The organism is Pseudomonas sp. LPH60, from assembly GCF_030718165.1.
GTDB classification, from domain to species: Bacteria; Pseudomonadota; Gammaproteobacteria; order Pseudomonadales; family Pseudomonadaceae; genus Aquipseudomonas; species Aquipseudomonas danubii.
Window position 1 is genome coordinate 54996 of record NZ_JAVAJH010000007.1, and the last position, 17060, is coordinate 72055.

A 17060-nucleotide genomic window follows, 5' to 3' on the forward strand; every position below is an offset into this window, starting at 1 on the left:
TTTCTGTGGTGCAGCCCCGATCAGTGAAGCATGCAGGGAATAAAGTGCAGGCCCCATGCTGTAACGGGACAAGTGCTTTAGTATTTGGGCCAAATCAGCGGTTCATGAGTCCGGCCCATGAGTATCCAGACCTACACCCGAGGACCTTCCAGCGCCTTGCTGCTGGTGAGCTTCGGCCGCGAAAAGGGCTTGCCAGTGTCGAGTTTGCTGGCCGGTTCGGGGTTGTCCCTGGAGCAGTTGCAGGACCCCAACAGCCTGTTGACGGCGGCTCAGGAACTGCAACTGGTGAGCAATCTGCTGGGTTTGCTGGGCAATCCCCGGGGCTTGGGTTACGTCGTGGGCGCGCGCTATCACTTCTCCAGCTACGGCCTGTTTGGCTATGGCCTGATCAGCAGTACGACCGCGGCGGATGCCTTGAACCTGGCCTTGCGCTTCTTACCCCTGACTTATGCCTTTGCCACGATCGGCTATCGATTGGAGCAGGAGCTGGGCGTGCTGACGTTTGCTGAGCCTGCGGTGGCGGACCCGGCGGTACGGGAGTTTCTGCTGCAGCGGGACATGGCCGCTGCGGCGGTATTGATGAAGGAGATTGTGGGCCCGGACTTTCGCCTGACGCGGTTTACCCGGTGCAATGGCCGTCCTGTGGCGCGCAGCAAGGGGGAGGTGGAGCAGATCCTCGGCCTGAGTCCCGCCTATCGGGCCGCGCAGCATGGCTTGGCCTTCGACCGGCGCTTCCTGACCCGGGCCTTGCCCCAGGCCAATCCACTGACGGTGTCGATGTGCGAGCAGATGTGTGCACAGTTGCTGGAGCGTCGTTCAGCGCCTCAGGGGGCTACGGCCCTGGTGCGCCAGTATCTTGAGGCCGCCCCCTCCGGCAGCGCACCGGACCTGCCAAGCATGGCGCGGTTGAGTCGGACCAGCGCGCGTACCCTCAAGCGTCGTTTGCGGGAGGAGGGCACGTCGTACCGGCAATTACAGAGCCAGCACCGCAGCGCTCGAGCCTTGGAGCTATTGGGCAACCCGGCCTTGAGCCTGACGCAGATTGCCGAGCGGCTGGGCTTCAGCGATCTGTCGAGTTTTTCCCAGAGCTTCAAGCGCTGGTTTGGCGTCGCGCCCAGCGCCTATCGCCAAGGGCCGCCGGGATAAAGGCCCCGGGGGCGGCCGCTGTGGCTATAATCGCTGCTCGTTGTATTTCCGCCATCCATGTCGAGACTGTCATGACTATTTCCCTGTACGCCGCTTCCGTTCCTGTCTTCAAGCAAATGCTCAACGCCTTGAGCGATGTACTGCACAAGGCCGAAGCTCACGCCACGGCGAAGAATATCGAACCCAATGCCCTGCTCCAGGCGCGCCTGTATCCGGACATGTTCCCGCTGGTGCGTCAGGTGCAGATCGCCGTGGACTTCGCCAAGGGCGTATCGGCTCGCCTGGCCGAGGTCGAGCTGCCCAAGTACGACGATACTGAAGTCACCTTCGCCGACCTGCAGGCGCTGATTGCCAAGGTCCTGGCCTTTATCGAAGGCATCCAGCCTTCGCAGATCGATGGCAAGGAAGGCATCGAGATCGTCACCCGTCCGGGCACTCCGAAAGAGAAGCGCTTCAGTGGCCAGTCCTACCTGCTGACCTACGGCCTGCCGCAGTTCTTCTTCCACGTCACCACCACCTACGCGATCCTGCGTCACAACGGTGTGGAAGTGGGCAAGCGCGACTACATGGGCGCGTTTTAAGGCGTCCTGCTGAAGAGCGGCACGACCCTTTCAGCGCGCATAAAAAAGCCCGCCCAGGTTGACCCTGGCCGGGCTTTTTAGTGGCCGTGAATCAGGCTGAGGCTTGCGCCTTGTCTTCCTGGGCCATGCACGCGGCGGCGGTGAAGAGCACGTCGGTGGAGGAGTTCAGCGCAGTTTCCGCCGAGTCCTGCAGCACGCCGATGATGAAGCCCACGGCCACCACTTGCATGGCGATTTCGCTGGGGATGCCGAACAGGCTGCAGGCCAGTGGAATCAGCAGCAGCGAGCCACCGGCGACACCGGAAGCGCCGCAAGCGCAGATCGCTGCCACCACACTGAGGAGCACGGCGGTCGGCAGGTCGACGGCGATGCCCAGGGTGTGCACGGCGGCCAGGGTCAGCACGGTGATGGTGATCGCCGCGCCGGCCATGTTGATGGTGGCGCCCAGGGGGATGGACACCGAATAGGTATCTTCATGCAGGCCCAGGCGCTTGCTCAGCTCCAGGTTGACTGGAATGTTGGCCGCCGAACTGCGGGTGAAGAACGCGGTGATGCCGCTCTCGCGCAGGCAGGTCAGTACCAGCGGGAAGGGGTTGCGGCGGATCTTCCAGAACACGATCAGCGGGTTCATCACCAGGGCCACGAACAGCATGCAGCCGATCAGTACCGCCAGCAGGTGCAGGTAGCCCAGCAGCGCAGCGAAGCCGGATGTGGCCAGGGTCGAGGCCACCAGGCCGAAAATCCCCAGGGGGGCGAAGCGGATCACTACACGTACGATGACGGTGACCCCGTTGGACAGGTCGTCGAGCACCGTGCGGGTGGTCTGGCCGGCGTGGCGGATGGCCACGCCCATGCCGATGGCCCAGGCCAGGATACCGATGAAGTTGGCGTTCATCAGGGCGCTGACCGGGTTGTCCACCACACTCAGCAGCAGGCTCTGCAGCACTTCGCTGATGCCGCCGGGAGCGGTGATGGCGACGTCCTGGGTCGACAGCACCAGGGCGGAGGGGAACAGGCTGCTGGCGATGACGGCTACCACGGCGGCAGCGAAGGTGCCCAGCAGGTAGAGCACCAGGATCGGCCGGATATGGGTTTCCTGGCCGTGCTTGTGGTTGGCGATTGAGGCCATCACCAGCACGAACACCAGGATCGGCGCCACGGCCTTGAGCGCCGAGACGAAGACCTTGCCGATAAAGGTGGTGGACTTCGCGGCCTCGGGTGCCAGCAGGGCCAGGGCGATACCGGCAATCAGGCCGATAACGATCTGCGTGACCAGGCTCAGGCGTTTGAGGAATTGCAGAAAGGAAGGGGGGGAAGCGCTCATAGCGGTATCTCTGTTTATTTTAATGTGCAGTGCATGCCGGGTGCCCCGGGCCGGAAGTGGCCCGGCTGCAGCGGCACCCATGGCTGCGGTGGTCAATGGCAACCGGCGATCGGGCGACTTGAGTGGCAGTGCGCGATCAGGCCTGTTTTTGGCAGGGGGCGGACTTTATCACAGCAGCCAGTGCTTCCCGCGTCGATGTGACGATCTGCCACTTGGCGCAACAAGAAAAGCGGCGACGTGGCGGTTGCCCTGACCCGTACTCACTCTGTTAATATTCGTCACCCCCTTTTCCTATCCAGTCAGCGGGCCCTTCGGGCTATCGCTGCTGTCGCCGTTTCTGGAGTTCTTGATGTTGTTGCCCATCCTGCTGTTGTCGGCTGCGGGTTTTACCGTGCTGACCACGGAATTCATCATCGTCGGCCTGTTGCCGTCGATTGCCCGGGACTTGCAGGTCAGCGTGTCCCAGGCCGGCTTGCTGGTGACCCTGTTCGCATTCACGGTCGCCGCTTTCGGGCCCTTCCTGACCGCCTACTTCGCGCGTTTTCCGCGCAAGCAGCTGTTTATCAGCGTGCTGTTGATGTTTGGCCTGGCCAATACCCTGGCGGCGCTCGCACCGAATATATGGGTGATGTCCCTGGCGCGACTGGTGCCGGCCCTGGGGTTGCCGGTGTTCTGGGCCCTGGCCAGCGAAACGGCAGTGGATATCGTCGGCCCGGACTACGCCGGGCGCGCCATTGCCAAGATCGGCTTCGGCATTGTTTGCGCCACGGTGTTCGGGATTCCCGTGGGCACCCTGATCGCCGATGCCTTTGGCTGGCGCAGCGCCTTTGGCCTGCTCGCTGTGGTGGCCTTCGGCAAGGCCTTGCTGCTGTGGGTCTACCTGCCGACAACCAAGGCGCATAACCAACAGGCGAGCCTGCGTTCGCAGTTTCGCATCCTGCGCAGCCCGCTGATGCAGGGGCATGTGCTGCTGTCGATTCTGGTGTTCAGCGGCATGTTCACTGCCTACACCTACCTGGCGGATATTCTCGAGCGCCTGGCGGGCTTCAACGGCACCGTGGTGGGCTGGTGCCTGATGGGCTTTGGCGCGGTGGGGTTGATCGGAAATTCCCTGGGCGGCCGGGCTGTGGACCGGCATCCGCTGATCGCTTCCATGGTGTTCTGTGGGTTGATGATCGGCGGCATGCTGGCCCTGGTGCCGAGCATTCATTCGACTCTGGGGTTGGCGGCAGCCATGGGGGTCTGGGGCGTGACCCAGGCAGCCCTGTTCCTGGTCAGCCATGTGCGGCTGATCAAGGCGGCGCCGCAAGCGCCGGCGTTCGCTGCGTCGCTGAACATCGCCGGGGCCAACCTGGGGATCGGCCTGGGGGCCATGGTCGGCGGTCGGGTGATCGACACCTTGGGGCTGGGTAGCCTGGGATTTGCAGCGTCCTGCTTCATTGTGCTGTCCATTGCCCTGGCGTTGCTGCTGATGAAGCTCAAGGCGCCGCACGCCTGTCCTTCCTGATCAGTGGTTGATGGGGGTGAACAGTTCCCGTCGGGCCCCTTCGGTAATGGCGACAATGCCGGGGTGCTTGACCTTGCGCTCCACGGAAATGGCGTAGAACGATTCAGTCACGGCATCGGTCTGGCCAATCAGATGCACGCCGTACTGTTGCCGGACCTCATCGGCAATCACGCTGGGGGCGATAAAGATCCCACTGCCGGACTGGCCGAAGGCCTGCATCAGAGCGCTGTCATCGAATTCGCCGATGATGCGCGGTTGCAATTGCTGTTCGGCGAACCAGCGCAGTAGGCGGCTGCGGACCACGGTTTCCTGGCCCGGGATCAGCAGCGGGGCGCCGTGCAGGCCCCGGGGAAAGTCCGCGCCGTGCAATCGCGCCAGTTCCTCGGTGGCGAAGAAACTGACGCCGCATTCTCCGAGTTTCTGGCTGTAGCCCTTGATGTCCAGATGCGAGGGCATGGGGCTGTCGGAGATCACCAGGTCCAGGCGTTGGATGGCCAGGTCTGCCAGCAGGCGCTCTAGTTTGTCTTCGCGACAGGTCAGGCGAATCGGGTCGCTGAGTTCCATGGTGGGCGCGATCAGGCGATAGACGATGGACTTTGGCACCACGTCTGCCACGCCGACGCGGAACTGGATCTGTTGCTCGTCGGGTCTGGCCCGAAGCATGGCTTCGAGTTCACCACCGAGCTGGAACATCTGTTCGGCGTAGGGCAGGGCCTGGCGCCCGGCTTCGCTCAGTTCCAGTTGGCGTCCGACCCGGTGAAACAGCTCGATGCCATAGGTCTGCTCCAGCAGGCTGATCTGGCCGCTGATGGTTTGTGGGGTCAGGTTGAGCTGCTCGCAGGCGCGGACGATGCTGCCGGTCTTGGCTACAACCCAGAAATAATGCAGTTGGCGGTAGTTGAGCATGGTGACTATCAGTTCGTGAAAAACGAAGTATAACTGCTAAAAATACGAATTTTCCTGAAGTATTACTCTCCTTAGAATGCCCCGCTATCGACGGGGCCCCACTTGGCCGCGCCCGTTCTATCGAGGAATACGGTATGTCATTCAAAAAACTGGGTGCAGCGTCGCTGCTGGCACTGTCTATGCTGACCCTGGCGGCTTGCGATCAGGCGGAAAAAAGCGCGCAACAGGTGCTGGACAAGGCGGCCGAGACTGCCAAGCAAGCCATCGACGATACTCACAAGGCTGCAGAGCAAGCGTTGAGTGACGCCACGCAAAGTGTGACCGGCAAGGAAAAACCACAGGAAGACGCGGCGAAGAAGCCGGAGTCGTCCCAGGAAATCTGATCTTTCATACAACCGATTCAGGATTGACCCATGGATTACCTCTTACAACTCGCTGCTAGCCCCACTGCTTGGGTCGCCCTGGCCACCCTGGTGGTGATGGAAATCGTGCTCGGCATCGATAACCTGATCTTTATTTCCATCCTCACCAACAAGTTGCCGGAAAAGCATCGGGCCAAGGCGCGGCGCATTGGTATTGGCATGGCGTTGTTCCTGCGTCTGGCGCTGCTCAGCACCATCGCCTTCATCGTCCAGCTCACCGAGCCGGTGATCGACGTCATGGGGCAGAGCTTCTCCTGGAAGGACATGATCCTGATTGCCGGTGGCCTGTTCCTGGTGTGGAAAGCCACCACGGAGATTCACCACAGCATGACTCCGGAGCCTGAGGCGGACAAAACCCAGGCATCGGGCGTGGCGATCGGCTTTGCTGCTGCGATTGGCCAGATCCTGTTGCTGGACATGGTGTTTTCCATCGACAGCATCATTACTGCCGTGGGCATGACCGAGCACTTGCCGATCATGATCATTGCGGTGGTGGCGTCGGTACTGGTGATGCTGCTGGCTGCCGAGCCGTTGGCCAAGTTCATCAATGACAACCCGACCGTGGTGATGCTGGCCCTGGGCTTCCTGATCATGATCGGCATGACCCTGATCGCCGAAGGTTTCGGCGCCCATGTACCCAAAGGGTATGTGTATGCGGCGATGGCGTTCTCGGCAGCCATTGAAAGCCTGAACATACTGGCTCGTCGGGTCCGTCAGAAGCGTCAGGCGGCGCAAGCCGAGGGCTGATTCGCAACCATGACAAACGGCCGTCTGCACTCCTTGGAGTCAGGCGGCCGTGTTGTTTTCGGCAGGGCGGGAATGTTGATCAGTGGGCAGTGGCTGGGCGCCGGGCGGCTTTTCCAGTCTTGATGTCAGGGGTGGACTGCTGGGGCCGATGATGGTGACGGCGGGTGATGCGTAGCACGCCCCAAAGCATTGCGGCGGCTACGGCCAGCCAGCTCAGGATCAGCATCACTATCGTCGTTGTCAGGCTCATAAGTGCCTCCTTGATGCCCTGTCCAGGGCACACACTCTTACCAATGGTTAGTCTAGTAGTCTCTGTGTTTCAGGCTATTGACCAATAGTCGAGAGTCTTCGAACACTTCGCTCTATGGTTTTCAATTAACTGCCGCCTAACGCTATACCCTCGCCCGTGAGGGCCCTATGATCAAGGCCCCAGCCGGGACCGGGTCGTCCGGCGTTTGAATATAGAGAGCGATGATGGTGCGGGTATTTCCTCGATTTCGAGCGGCGTTGCTGGTCAGCGCCTGTGTCTTGAGCCTGGTCGGTTGTGCCGGCAGCGTGCAACCCGAGATCCAGCGCTTGCCGGAGCGGGTAGAGCTCAACAGCGTGCCGTTTTTCCGTGGAGAGATGTACCAAAGTGGCCCCGGAGCCTTGGCTGGCATGCTGTCGCAACAGGGCATCGTGATTACTCCGGGGTTGTTGGACAAACCCTTGCACCTGCCTGGCGCCGAGGCGCAATTGCAGCAGAACATGCTAAGCCTGGCGCGTGAGTACGGGATGGTGGTCTATCCCCTGGACGATCATCTAGCGTCCCTGCTGACCCAGGTGGCGGCGGGTTATCCGGTACTGGTGCGCTTTACCGAAGGTTCGACGTTCTGGGCTGAGCCGCGTTATGCGGTGTTGGCTGGCTACAACCGGGACAAGCAAACCGTGTTGCTGCGTGGAGCGAAAAGCCGTCGGCAACTGATGAGCTTTCGTGAGTTCGAGTCGTCCTGGAAGAGCGCCGCGAGCTTTGCGGTATTGATTCAGGCGCCCAACCAGTTGCCAGCCAAGGTCGATCGCCAGCGCTGGTTGAAAGCCGCCGATGAACTGGGGCAGGCCGGTCAGGAGCAAGCAGCAGCCAGGGCCAACAAAGCGCTCGATAGCCACTGAAGCCTGCAGACAACAACGGCGCCATTGGGCGCCGTTGTTGTGCTTGAGTATCAGTGCGAGGCCTGAGGGGCTGCAGTCTGGCGGTTCTTGAGGTTCTTATCGGCCTTGTAGCGCAAGGCAACGTCCGGTACCGAGCCGCTCTTGCCGGTTTCTACCCAGTTGCGGATGCGGCTGGCGTCAGCGAAGTGGGTGTACTTGCCGAAGGCATCGAGAATCACCAGGGCTACCGGGCGATTGCCCATGCTGGTGACCAGCACCAGGCAGTGGCCGGCCTGATTGGTGAAGCCGGTCTTGGTGATCTTGATGTCCCATTTCTCCTTGTTGACCAGGTGGTTGGTGTTGCGAAAGCCCAGGGTGTAGTTGGGCTTGCGGAATGCCACGGTCTTTTCCTTGGTGGTACTCAGCTCGCTCAGTAGAGGGTACTTGCGGGCAGCCACCAGCAATTTGCTCAGGTCGCGAGCCGTGGAAACGTTGTGGATCGACAGGCCGGTGGGTTCCACATAGCGGGTGTGGGTCATTCCCAGTGACTTGGCCTTGGCGTTCATCGCGGCGATGAAGGCCGGATAGCCTCCCGGGTAATGATGGGCCAGGCTGGCCGCGGCGCGGTTTTCCGAGGACATCAGGGCAATCAGTAGGGTGTCTCGACGGCTTAGTTCGCTTTTGAGCTTGACCCGGGAGAACACGCCCTTCATTTCTGGGGTGTCGCTGATGTTCATGGAGATGTGTTCGTCCAGCGGCAGCTTGGCGTCCAGAACCACCATGGCGGTCATCAGTTTGGTCACCGAAGCGATGGGCACCACAACGTCCGGATTGCTGGAATAGATGACTTTGTTGGTTTGCAGGTCCAGCAGCAGCGCGCTGCCGGATGCAATATGCAATTGTGAAGTGTCTCTTGGCGCCGCGGTGGTTTCGCTGGCGTCGACGCTGTGCGCGATCAAGGTGCCGGACACAGCAAACAATAAGCTGAGGATGGAGAGACGAATTTTCACGCGGGCGGACTCGATAATAATGGATATGCCGTTTGGCAACGGGCTTTTTCGGAAAAGCGTTACATTTTATGAGTATGGCTGAAGAACTGTCGATTGTTCTTCAGTGGTCAGTCGAAAACCCTTAAAAACCAAGAAAAAACACCGTTTTTTCCTGAGCGCTACTGCGGTTTCAGAATAGGCTGAGTGCGATCCTGAACGCTAAGATTCAGGGGCGATAAAGAGCGCTGTGGTGTTGTAACGTTGGCGCATAAAAAAACCCGCCATTGGCGGGTTTTTGTGCGCTGTCGAAAACTCAGCTGTGCAGCGATTCTGCGGCGTACAGGGTGTTTTCCAGCAGGCAGGCGCGGGTCATGGGGCCTACGCCACCAGGCACTGGAGTGATCCAGCCCGCGCGGGGCAGGGCGGTTTCATAAACCACGTCGCCCACCAGCTTGCCGTCTTCCTGGCGATTGATGCCGACGTCGATGACGATAGCGCCTTCCTTGATCCACTCGCCCTTGACCAGGCCTGGCTTGCCAGCAGCAACGACAACCAGGTCGGCACGGCCGACATGGCCAGCCAGATCCTTGGTGAAGCGGTGAGTGACGGTCACGGTGCAGCCAGCCAGCAGCAACTCCATGGCCATCGGGCGCCCAACGATGTTGGATGCGCCGACCACTACTGCATCCATGCCATACAGGTCGGCACCGGTGCTTTCCAGCAGGGTCATGATGCCTTTGGGAGTGCAGGGGCGTAGCAGGGGAATGCGTTGGGCCAAACGACCGACGTTGTAAGGATGGAAGCCATCCACGTCTTTGTCCGGACGAATGCGTTCTAGTAGTAGAGAGGCATCCAGGTGCTCAGGAAGTGGCAGCTGTAGCAGGACACCGTCGATGTTCGGGTCATCATTGAGGCGATCAATCAAGCCCGCCAGTGCTTCTTGAGTGGTGTCGGCGGGCAAGTCATAGGCTTGTGAAAGGAAGCCGACCTCTTCGCAGTCTTTACGCTTGTGCGAGACATAAACCTGAGAGGCCGGGTCGCTGCCGACCAGAATCACCGCGAGGCCCGGAGTACGCAGGCCTTGCTGGCGACGCTCGGCGACACGTTTGGCGATCTGCTGGCGCAGGCTAGCGGCGATCGCTTTGCCGTCGATTAGTTGTGCAGTCATGACGCGTGATTAACCATCGAGAGGGAGAGAAAAAGAGAACGTATTCTCGCATGTCGGAACGTGAGGGCAAAGGCGCTTGGTCTGCAAATTCCCCTAACTCCTTTAATTAAATGAATTTTTTTCAAAAAAGAGTTGACGACCTAAAGGCTCGCCTATAACATTCGTCGCACTTGTCGGGCACAGCCTAGCACTGGTTAAGAAAGTCGGGCAGAGTTGATGTTTAGCTTATAACGACTGAAAGCAATTAGTTTGTAATCGTTAAAGAATACAGATTAATAAGGCGCCCGTAGCTCAGCTGGATAGAGCATCCGCCTTCTAAGCGGATGGTCGCAGGTTCGAGTCCTGCCGGGTGCGCCATTAGGCAGCTTTGGCACAAGTAACGCAATATGGTGGGCGTAGCTCAGTTGGTAGAGCACAGGATTGTGACTCCTGTTGTCGTGGGTTCGATCCCCATCGTCCACCCCATATTCGAAGAAGGCGCCAGATTAATAGTCTGGCGCCTTTGCTTTAAAAGATTGTTAAGCGGACGTGGTGGAATTGGTAGACACACTGGATTTAGGTTCCAGCGCCGCAAGGTGTAAGAGTTCGAGTCTCTTCGTCCGCACCAATAAAGTAGCTAGTTAATAGCAGATTACGGCGCAGCACCTGAAAAGGGCTGCGCCGTTTTCGTTTTTGGGTCCGATATGTCTAGTGTTTCCACGCACAGTGGGGCGGCTGGGTTGGGCAATGGTTGGCCTTTGGTCGCTGGATGCTGGGATCTTGGCTATTGGTTGGTGTATGTCAGGGAAGCTCTGGCCGGCTCCTTCTATATATAGAAGGGTTGGTGTAGAGGCTCTGGTTGGATTCGTAGTATTTGCTCTCATGGCGAGGCTCAATCCTTTGTCCTCGCCTTCACATTGTCGGCCGTTTTTTACCCGTTTTCAGTAGGGTGACTTCTTGAGTTTGACCCACTAGAATGCATGCCCTTGATTCTGGGGTCGGAAAACGGCCGGCTAACGTCTGTGCAACGAGGAATATCCATGCAAGTTTCTGTTGAAAATACTTCTGCTCTTGAGCGCCGCATGAGCATCACCGTGCCGGCTGAGCGCATCGAGAGCCAGGTCAACAAGCGTCTGCAGCAGACTGCCCAAAAGGCCAAAATTGCGGGCTTCCGTCCTGGCAAGGTTCCAATGAGCGTGATTCGTCAGCGTTATGAGGCTGATGCGCGTCAAGAAGCAGTGGGTGATGTGATCCAGGCTTCCTTCTATGAGGCCGTTGTTGAGCAGAAGCTGAACCCAGCTGGCGCTCCTTCGGTCGAGCCAAAGGTGCTGGAGAAGGGCAAGGATCTGGAATACGTTGCCACTTTCGAAGTCTTCCCAGAGTTCACGGTTGCCGGTTTCGAAAACATCGCCGTTGAGCGTCTGAGCGCTGACGTAGCTGATGCTGATCTGGACAACATGCTGGAGATCCTGCGTAAGCAGAATGTTCGCTTTGAAGTTGTTGATCGCGCTGCGCAGAACGATGATCAACTGAACATCGACTTCGTGGGTAAGGTTGATGGTGAAGCTTTTGCAGGCGGTTCGGCTAAAGGCACTCAGTTGGTACTGGGCTCTGGCCGCATGATCCCTGGCTTCGAAGACGGTCTGGTTGGCGCCAAGGCTGGTGAAGAGCGTGTCCTGAACCTGACCTTCCCTGAGAACTATCAGAACCTGGATCTGGCCAACAAGGCTGCCGAGTTCACCGTGACTGTTAACAGCGTTTCCGAGCCTAAGCTGCCTGAGCTGACTGAAGAGTTCTTTGCTCAATTCGGTATCAAGGAAGCCGGCCTGGAAGGTTTCCGTGCCGAAGTTCGCAAGAACATGGAGCGTGAGCTGCGTCAGGCCATCAAGTCCAAGGTGAAGAATCAGGTAATGGACGGTCTGCTGGCCTCCAACCCGATCGAAGTGCCAAAGGCGCTGCTGGACAACGAAGTTAATCGTCTGCGCGTTCAGGCTGTCCAGCAATTCGGTGGCAACATCAAGCCGGATCAGCTGCCTGCCGAGCTGTTCGAAGAGCAAGCCAAGCGCCGCGTAGTGCTGGGCCTGATCGTTGCTGAAGTTGTTAAGCAATTCGATCTGAAGCCTGATGAAGACCGCGTTCGCGAGCTGATCCAGGAAATGGCTTCGGCTTACCAGGAGCCTGAGCAGGTCGTGTCCTGGTACTACAAGAACGAGCAGCAATTGAACGAAGTCCGTTCGGTTGTGCTGGAAGAACAAGTTGTGGATACTGTTCTGCAGAAAGCTAGCGTGACCGACAAATCGGTCTCTTACGAAGAAGCGGTCAAGCCGGTAGAAGCACCTCAAGCCGACTGATTTTCTTCTCGTTCGAAGCACACACCATAAGCCAGCCTTCGCGCTGGCTTATGCGTATTCAAGACGTGACTATTTGGGAGTGACTGCAGAGCATGTTCCGTAATTCTTATATTCAGCAGAACTCTGATATCCAGGCCGCAGGCGGCCTGGTCCCGATGGTTGTCGAGCAGTCCGCTCGTGGCGAGCGCGCCTACGACATCTACTCGCGCCTCCTCAAGGAGCGAGTGATCTTTCTGGTAGGTCCTGTAGAAGACTACATGGCCAACCTGATTTGTGCGCAACTGCTATTCCTTGAAGCGGAAAACCCGGACAAGGACATCCATCTCTATATCAACTCCCCGGGCGGCTCGGTAACGGCTGGCATGTCGATCTACGACACCATGCAGTTCATCAAGCCTAACGTTTCAACCACCTGTATTGGTCAGGCATGCAGCATGGGTGCCTTCTTGCTGACGGCCGGTGCCCCTGGCAAACGTTTCTGCCTGCCAAACTCCCGAGTGATGATTCACCAGCCCCTGGGCGGTTTCCAAGGCCAAGCGTCGGATATAGAAATCCATGCCAAGGAAATCCTCTTCATCCGTGAGCGTCTCAACACGCTGATGGCCAAGCATAGCGGGCGCACTCTGGAAGAAATCGAGCGCGATACCAATCGTGATAACTTCATGAGCGCCGAAGCAGCGCGTGAGTACGGGTTGATCGATGAAGTAATCAACCAACGCCCCGCTTAAAATAAGCAGCTCAAAATAGGCTTGGTCAGTTGTTCTGATCAGTGGCGGGCTTGAAAAAGCCCGCAATAGCCTTCATCTTGTGTTGCAAGCCTATCGGATTTGGATCGAACGAATGACTGACACCCGCAACGGCGAGGACAACGGCAAACTGCTTTATTGCTCCTTCTGTGGCAAAAGCCAGCATGAAGTACGCAAATTGATTGCCGGCCCCTCGGTCTTTATCTGCGACGAGTGCGTCGACTTGTGCAATGACATCATCCGTGAGGAGGTGCAGGAAGCACAGGCCGAGAGCAGCGCGCATAAATTGCCTTCGCCTAAAGAAATCAGCGGCATCCTTGATCAATACGTGATTGGTCAGGAACGTGCAAAAAAGGTTCTAGCTGTAGCGGTGTACAACCACTACAAGCGCCTGAATCAGCGTGACAAGAAAAGTGACGACGTCGAGCTTGGTAAGAGCAACATCTTGCTGATCGGCCCTACAGGTTCGGGTAAGACGCTGCTGGCGGAAACCCTGGCCCGTCTGTTGAATGTACCGTTCACGATCGCCGACGCAACCACCCTGACCGAAGCTGGTTATGTGGGTGAGGATGTCGAGAACATCATTCAGAAGTTGCTGCAGAAGTGCGATTACGACGTAGAAAAAGCTCAAATGGGCATCGTCTACATCGATGAAATCGATAAGATTTCCCGCAAGTCTGACAACCCTTCGATTACTCGGGATGTTTCCGGTGAAGGCGTTCAGCAAGCCCTGTTGAAGTTGATTGAAGGTACGGTTGCTTCCGTTCCGCCACAAGGTGGTCGCAAGCACCCGCAGCAGGAATTCCTGCAAGTCGATACTCGTAACATCCTGTTCATCTGTGGTGGCGCGTTCTCCGGGCTGGAAAAGGTTATTCAAAACCGCTCTACCCGTGGCGGCATTGGTTTCAATGCTGAAGTGCGTAGCAAGGAAGAGGGCAAGAAGGTTGGTGAGTCCCTGCGTGAAGTCGAGCCTGACGATTTGGTCAAGTTCGGTCTGATCCCGGAGTTCGTTGGCCGTCTGCCAGTCCTGGCGACCCTGGATGAGTTGGATGAAGCTGCATTGATTCAGATCCTCACTGAACCGAAGAATGCCTTGACCAAGCAGTACGCCAAGTTGTTCGAGATGGAAGGTGTTGATCTGGAGTTCCGCACTGACGCCTTGAAGTCAGTCGCCAAGCGGGCACTTGAGCGCAAGACAGGTGCTCGTGGCCTGCGTTCGATTCTCGAAGGTGTTCTGCTCGACACTATGTACGAGATCCCCTCGCAATCCGAGGTGAGTAAAGTAGTGATCGATGAAAGCGTCATTGAAGGCAAGTCCCAGCCACTGTACATCTATGAAAACAGTGAGCCGACGGCCAAGGCGGCGCCAGACGCGTAAGCGTCGCGCTGTTGGATTGAAAGAAGGGGCCTTCGGGCCCCTTTGCTTTTAGCGTCTTAAAGTGCTGTCTTTAAGCTTGTTTTTTTTACAGGCAGCCCCCATCTTGGTTTCAAGCTTACTTCCATCTGTTTACGGCCGTACGGCCGCCGTAGAGGCGAAATCATGAAGACAACCATCGAATTGCCTCTCCTGCCATTGCGTGATGTTGTGGTTTATCCGCACATGGTTATCCCGCTGTTCGTGGGGCGCGAGAAGTCGATCGAAGCCCTCGAGGCAGCGATGACGGGCGACAAGCAGATTCTCTTGCTGGCACAGAGAAACCCTGCTGATGACGATCCCGGTGAAGATGCACTCTATCGCGTAGGTACCATTGCAACTGTCTTGCAGTTGCTCAAGTTGCCTGATGGCACCGTCAAGGTGTTGGTTGAAGGCGAGCAACGCGGCGCTGTCGAACGCTTCAGTGAAGTTGATGGTCATTGCCGTGCCGAAGTCTCCCTGATTGACGAAGTAGATGCTCCTGATCGTGAGTCAGAGGTGTTTGTTCGCAGTCTGCTGTCCCAGTTTGAGCAATATGTGCAACTGGGTAAGAAAGTTCCTGCCGAGGTGTTGTCCTCCCTCAACAGTATCGACGAGCCAAGCCGCCTGGTGGATACCATGGCCGCGCATATGGCGTTGAAGATCGAGCAGAAACAGGAAATCCTCGAGATCATTGATCTGTCTGCTCGGGTCGAGCACGTCCTGGCATTGCTGGACGCCGAGATCGACCTGCTGCAAGTTGAAAAGCGCATTCGTGGCCGCGTCAAAAAGCAAATGGAACGCAGCCAGCGCGAGTACTACCTGAATGAGCAGATGAAGGCCATTCAAAAGGAGCTGGGCGATGGTGACGAGGGTCACAATGAAATCGAAGAGCTGAAAAAGCGCATCGATGCCGCCGGCCTGCCAAAAGATGCGATGACCAAAGCTCAGGCCGAGCTCAACAAGCTCAAGCAGATGTCGCCGATGTCTGCCGAGGCTACGGTGGTTCGCTCCTATATTGATTGGCTGGTTCAAGTGCCTTGGAAGGCCCAGAGCAAGGTGCGTCTCGACCTGGCGCGTGCCGAGGATATTCTCGACGCCGATCACTATGGTCTGGAAGAGGTCAAAGAGCGGATTCTCGAATATCTCGCCGTACAAAAGCGCGTGAAGAAGATTCGTGGTCCGGTGCTGTGCCTCGTCGGTCCTCCTGGGGTAGGTAAGACCTCTCTTGCGGAGTCGATCGCCAATGCGACCAACCGTAAGTTTGTGCGTATGGCGCTGGGTGGCGTACGTGATGAAGCGGAAATCCGTGGGCATCGTCGAACTTACATCGGTTCGATGCCAGGAAGATTGATTCAAAAGATGACAAAGGTTGGCGTTCGCAACCCGCTGTTCCTGCTCGACGAAATCGACAAGATGGGCAGTGATATGCGTGGTGATCCGGCGTCGGCGTTGCTGGAGGTTCTGGACCCTGAGCAGAACCACAACTTCAACGATCATTATCTGGAAGTTGATTACGACTTGTCCGATGTGATGTTTCTTTGCACCTCCAACTCGATGAATATTCCTCCAGCATTGCTGGACCGGATGGAGGTGATTCGTCTGCCTGGCTACACCGAGGACGAGAAGATCAACATCGCGGTCAAGTACCTGTCGCCCAAGCAGATTCAGGCCAATGGACTGAAGAAAGGCGAGCTGGAATTCGACCCCGATGCGATTCGCGACATCATCCGCTACTACACCCGCGAAGCCGGTGTGCGGGGCCTGGAGCGTCAGATCGCCAAGGTCTGCCGCAAGGCGGTGAAAGAGCATGCGATGGAAAAACGCTTCTCTGTTAAGGTCACTTCCGATCTGCTGGAACACTTCCTGGGCGTGCGTAAATTCCGCTACGGCCTGGCCGAGCAGCAGGATCAGATCGGCCAAGTGACCGGCCTGGCCTGGACTCAGGTAGGCGGTGAGTTGCTGACGATCGAAGCCGCTGTGGTTCCAGGCAAGGGTCAGTTGATCAAGACCGGCTCACTGGGCGATGTCATGGTCGAGTCGATCACTGCCGCGCTGACCGTGGTACGCAGTCGTGCCAAGAGCCTGGGTATTCCCTTGGACTTCCACGAGAAGCGCGACACCCACATCCACATGCCGGAAGGGGCTACCCCTAAAGACGGCCCTAGCGCTGGCATAGGCATGTGCACGGCGTTGGTTTCGGCGCTGACCGGCATTCCAGTGCGGGCTGATGTAGCGATGACAGGGGAGATCACCCTACGCGGTCAGGTATTGGCCATCGGCGGGCTAAAAGAGAAATTACTTGCAGCTCATCGGGGTGGAATCAAGACGGTGATCATTCCTGAAGAGAATGTTCGCGATTTGAAAGAAATTCCTGACAATATCAAGCAGGATCTGCAGATTAAACCAGTTAAATGGATTGACGAAGTCCTGCAAATTGCGCTGCAATACGCGCCGGAGCCCTTGCCGGATGTGGCTCCCGAGATAGTTGCAAAGGACGAAAAACGCGAGTCTGACTCTAAGGAAAGAATTAGCACGCATTAGTACGCATTAGCCTGGGGGGCTTCCTTGACAGCTTTTTAGAGCCCTTGTTATAAAGCGGCTCTTAAGTGTCTGTAGGCCATTCAGCACTCGTTTTTGCTTTCACCAAAAAACTTAGAATCATACTCATAG

Annotated in this window: 15 protein-coding genes and 3 tRNA genes; 13 read left to right on the forward strand and 5 right to left on the reverse strand. The window is 57.6% G+C overall.

Annotation, left to right across the window (positions count from 1 at the left end):
* Positions 1 to 117 precede the first annotated feature (117 nt).
* Positions 118 to 1146, forward strand: a complete 1029-nt coding sequence (locus Q8O96_RS23580) for an AraC family transcriptional regulator (RefSeq protein WP_305949516.1) — start codon at positions 118 to 120, stop codon at positions 1144 to 1146.
* Positions 1147 to 1217: 71 nt separating this feature from the next.
* A complete protein-coding gene (locus tag Q8O96_RS23585; RefSeq protein ID WP_102864642.1) occupies positions 1218 to 1727 on the forward strand; it encodes a DUF1993 family protein in 510 nt (169 codons plus the stop codon).
* Positions 1728 to 1818: 91 nt separating this feature from the next.
* On the opposite strand, the gene sstT is transcribed toward Q8O96_RS23585, so the two are convergent.
* Positions 1819 to 3051 carry a serine/threonine transporter SstT gene (sstT, locus tag Q8O96_RS23590; protein WP_102864643.1) on the reverse strand — a complete coding sequence of 411 codons (1233 nt, stop codon included), beginning with the start codon at positions 3049 to 3051 and terminating at the stop codon, positions 1819 to 1821.
* Between the two features lie 349 nt (positions 3052 to 3400).
* On the opposite strand from sstT, the gene Q8O96_RS23595 reads away from it, so the two are divergent.
* The gene (locus Q8O96_RS23595; protein WP_102864644.1) at positions 3401 to 4558 is read left to right on the forward strand and encodes an MFS transporter; all 1158 of its coding nucleotides are present in this window, start codon (positions 3401 to 3403) and stop codon (positions 4556 to 4558) included.
* Here Q8O96_RS23595 and nhaR read toward each other — a convergent pair whose 3' ends face one another.
* Positions 4559 to 5464, reverse strand: coding sequence for a transcriptional activator NhaR (nhaR, locus tag Q8O96_RS23600; protein WP_102864645.1), 906 nt, complete (start codon positions 5462 to 5464; stop codon positions 4559 to 4561).
* 134 nt (positions 5465 to 5598) lie between these two features.
* Here nhaR and Q8O96_RS23605 point away from each other — a divergent pair, with 134 nt between their 5' ends.
* Positions 5599 to 5847: a hypothetical protein gene (locus Q8O96_RS23605; RefSeq protein WP_102864646.1), complete on the forward strand. Its 249-nt coding sequence runs from the start codon at positions 5599 to 5601 to the stop codon at positions 5845 to 5847.
* A 30-nt stretch (positions 5848 to 5877) separates the two neighbouring features.
* Positions 5878 to 6633 carry a TerC family protein gene (locus Q8O96_RS23610; protein WP_102864647.1) on the forward strand — a complete coding sequence of 252 codons (756 nt, stop codon included), beginning with the start codon at positions 5878 to 5880 and terminating at the stop codon, positions 6631 to 6633.
* 79 nt (positions 6634 to 6712) lie between these two features.
* Here the strand turns inward: Q8O96_RS23610 and Q8O96_RS23615 are convergent, their stop codons facing one another.
* Positions 6713 to 6883, reverse strand: a complete 171-nt coding sequence (locus Q8O96_RS23615; protein WP_162884075.1) for a hypothetical protein — start codon at positions 6881 to 6883, stop codon at positions 6713 to 6715.
* Between the two features lie 224 nt (positions 6884 to 7107).
* Between Q8O96_RS23615 and Q8O96_RS23620 the strand changes: the two genes are divergently transcribed.
* On the forward strand, positions 7108 to 7782 hold the full coding sequence (locus tag Q8O96_RS23620) for a peptidase C39 family protein (RefSeq protein WP_305949675.1): 675 nt from the start codon (positions 7108 to 7110) through the stop codon (positions 7780 to 7782).
* Between the two features lie 50 nt (positions 7783 to 7832).
* On the opposite strand, the gene pbpG is transcribed toward Q8O96_RS23620, so the two are convergent.
* Positions 7833 to 8771 (reverse strand): D-alanyl-D-alanine endopeptidase, encoded by a 939-nt coding sequence (gene pbpG, locus Q8O96_RS23625; RefSeq protein ID WP_102864648.1) that lies wholly within the window; start codon positions 8769 to 8771, stop codon positions 7833 to 7835.
* Positions 8772 to 9063: 292 nt separating this feature from the next.
* Positions 9064 to 9918 (reverse strand): bifunctional methylenetetrahydrofolate dehydrogenase/methenyltetrahydrofolate cyclohydrolase FolD, encoded by an 855-nt coding sequence (gene folD / locus Q8O96_RS23630; RefSeq protein ID WP_102864649.1) that lies wholly within the window; start codon positions 9916 to 9918, stop codon positions 9064 to 9066.
* Between the two features lie 280 nt (positions 9919 to 10198).
* On the opposite strand from folD, the gene Q8O96_RS23635 reads away from it, so the two are divergent.
* The 7 genes from Q8O96_RS23635 (at position 10199) to lon (ending at position 16931) form a co-directional block, all read left to right on the forward strand.
* Positions 10199 to 10275: transfer RNA gene (locus Q8O96_RS23635), tRNA-Arg, on the forward strand.
* Positions 10276 to 10307: 32 nt separating this feature from the next.
* Positions 10308 to 10383 (forward strand) — tRNA-His (locus Q8O96_RS23640).
* Positions 10384 to 10440: 57 nt separating this feature from the next.
* A tRNA-Leu gene (locus Q8O96_RS23645) sits at positions 10441 to 10525 on the forward strand.
* 412 nt (positions 10526 to 10937) lie between these two features.
* On the forward strand, positions 10938 to 12248 hold the full coding sequence (gene tig, locus Q8O96_RS23650; protein ID WP_102864650.1) for a trigger factor: 1311 nt from the start codon (positions 10938 to 10940) through the stop codon (positions 12246 to 12248).
* A gap of 92 nt (positions 12249 to 12340) precedes the next feature.
* Positions 12341 to 12976 carry an ATP-dependent Clp endopeptidase proteolytic subunit ClpP gene (clpP, locus tag Q8O96_RS23655; RefSeq protein WP_011062274.1) on the forward strand — a complete coding sequence of 212 codons (636 nt, stop codon included), beginning with the start codon at positions 12341 to 12343 and terminating at the stop codon, positions 12974 to 12976.
* Positions 12977 to 13088: 112 nt separating this feature from the next.
* Positions 13089 to 14372 (forward strand): ATP-dependent Clp protease ATP-binding subunit ClpX, encoded by a 1284-nt coding sequence (gene clpX, locus Q8O96_RS23660; protein WP_102864651.1) that lies wholly within the window; start codon positions 13089 to 13091, stop codon positions 14370 to 14372.
* Positions 14373 to 14534: 162 nt separating this feature from the next.
* On the forward strand, positions 14535 to 16931 hold the full coding sequence (gene lon, locus Q8O96_RS23665; protein WP_102864652.1) for an endopeptidase La: 2397 nt from the start codon (positions 14535 to 14537) through the stop codon (positions 16929 to 16931).
* The last annotated feature ends 129 nt before the right edge of the window (positions 16932 to 17060 follow it).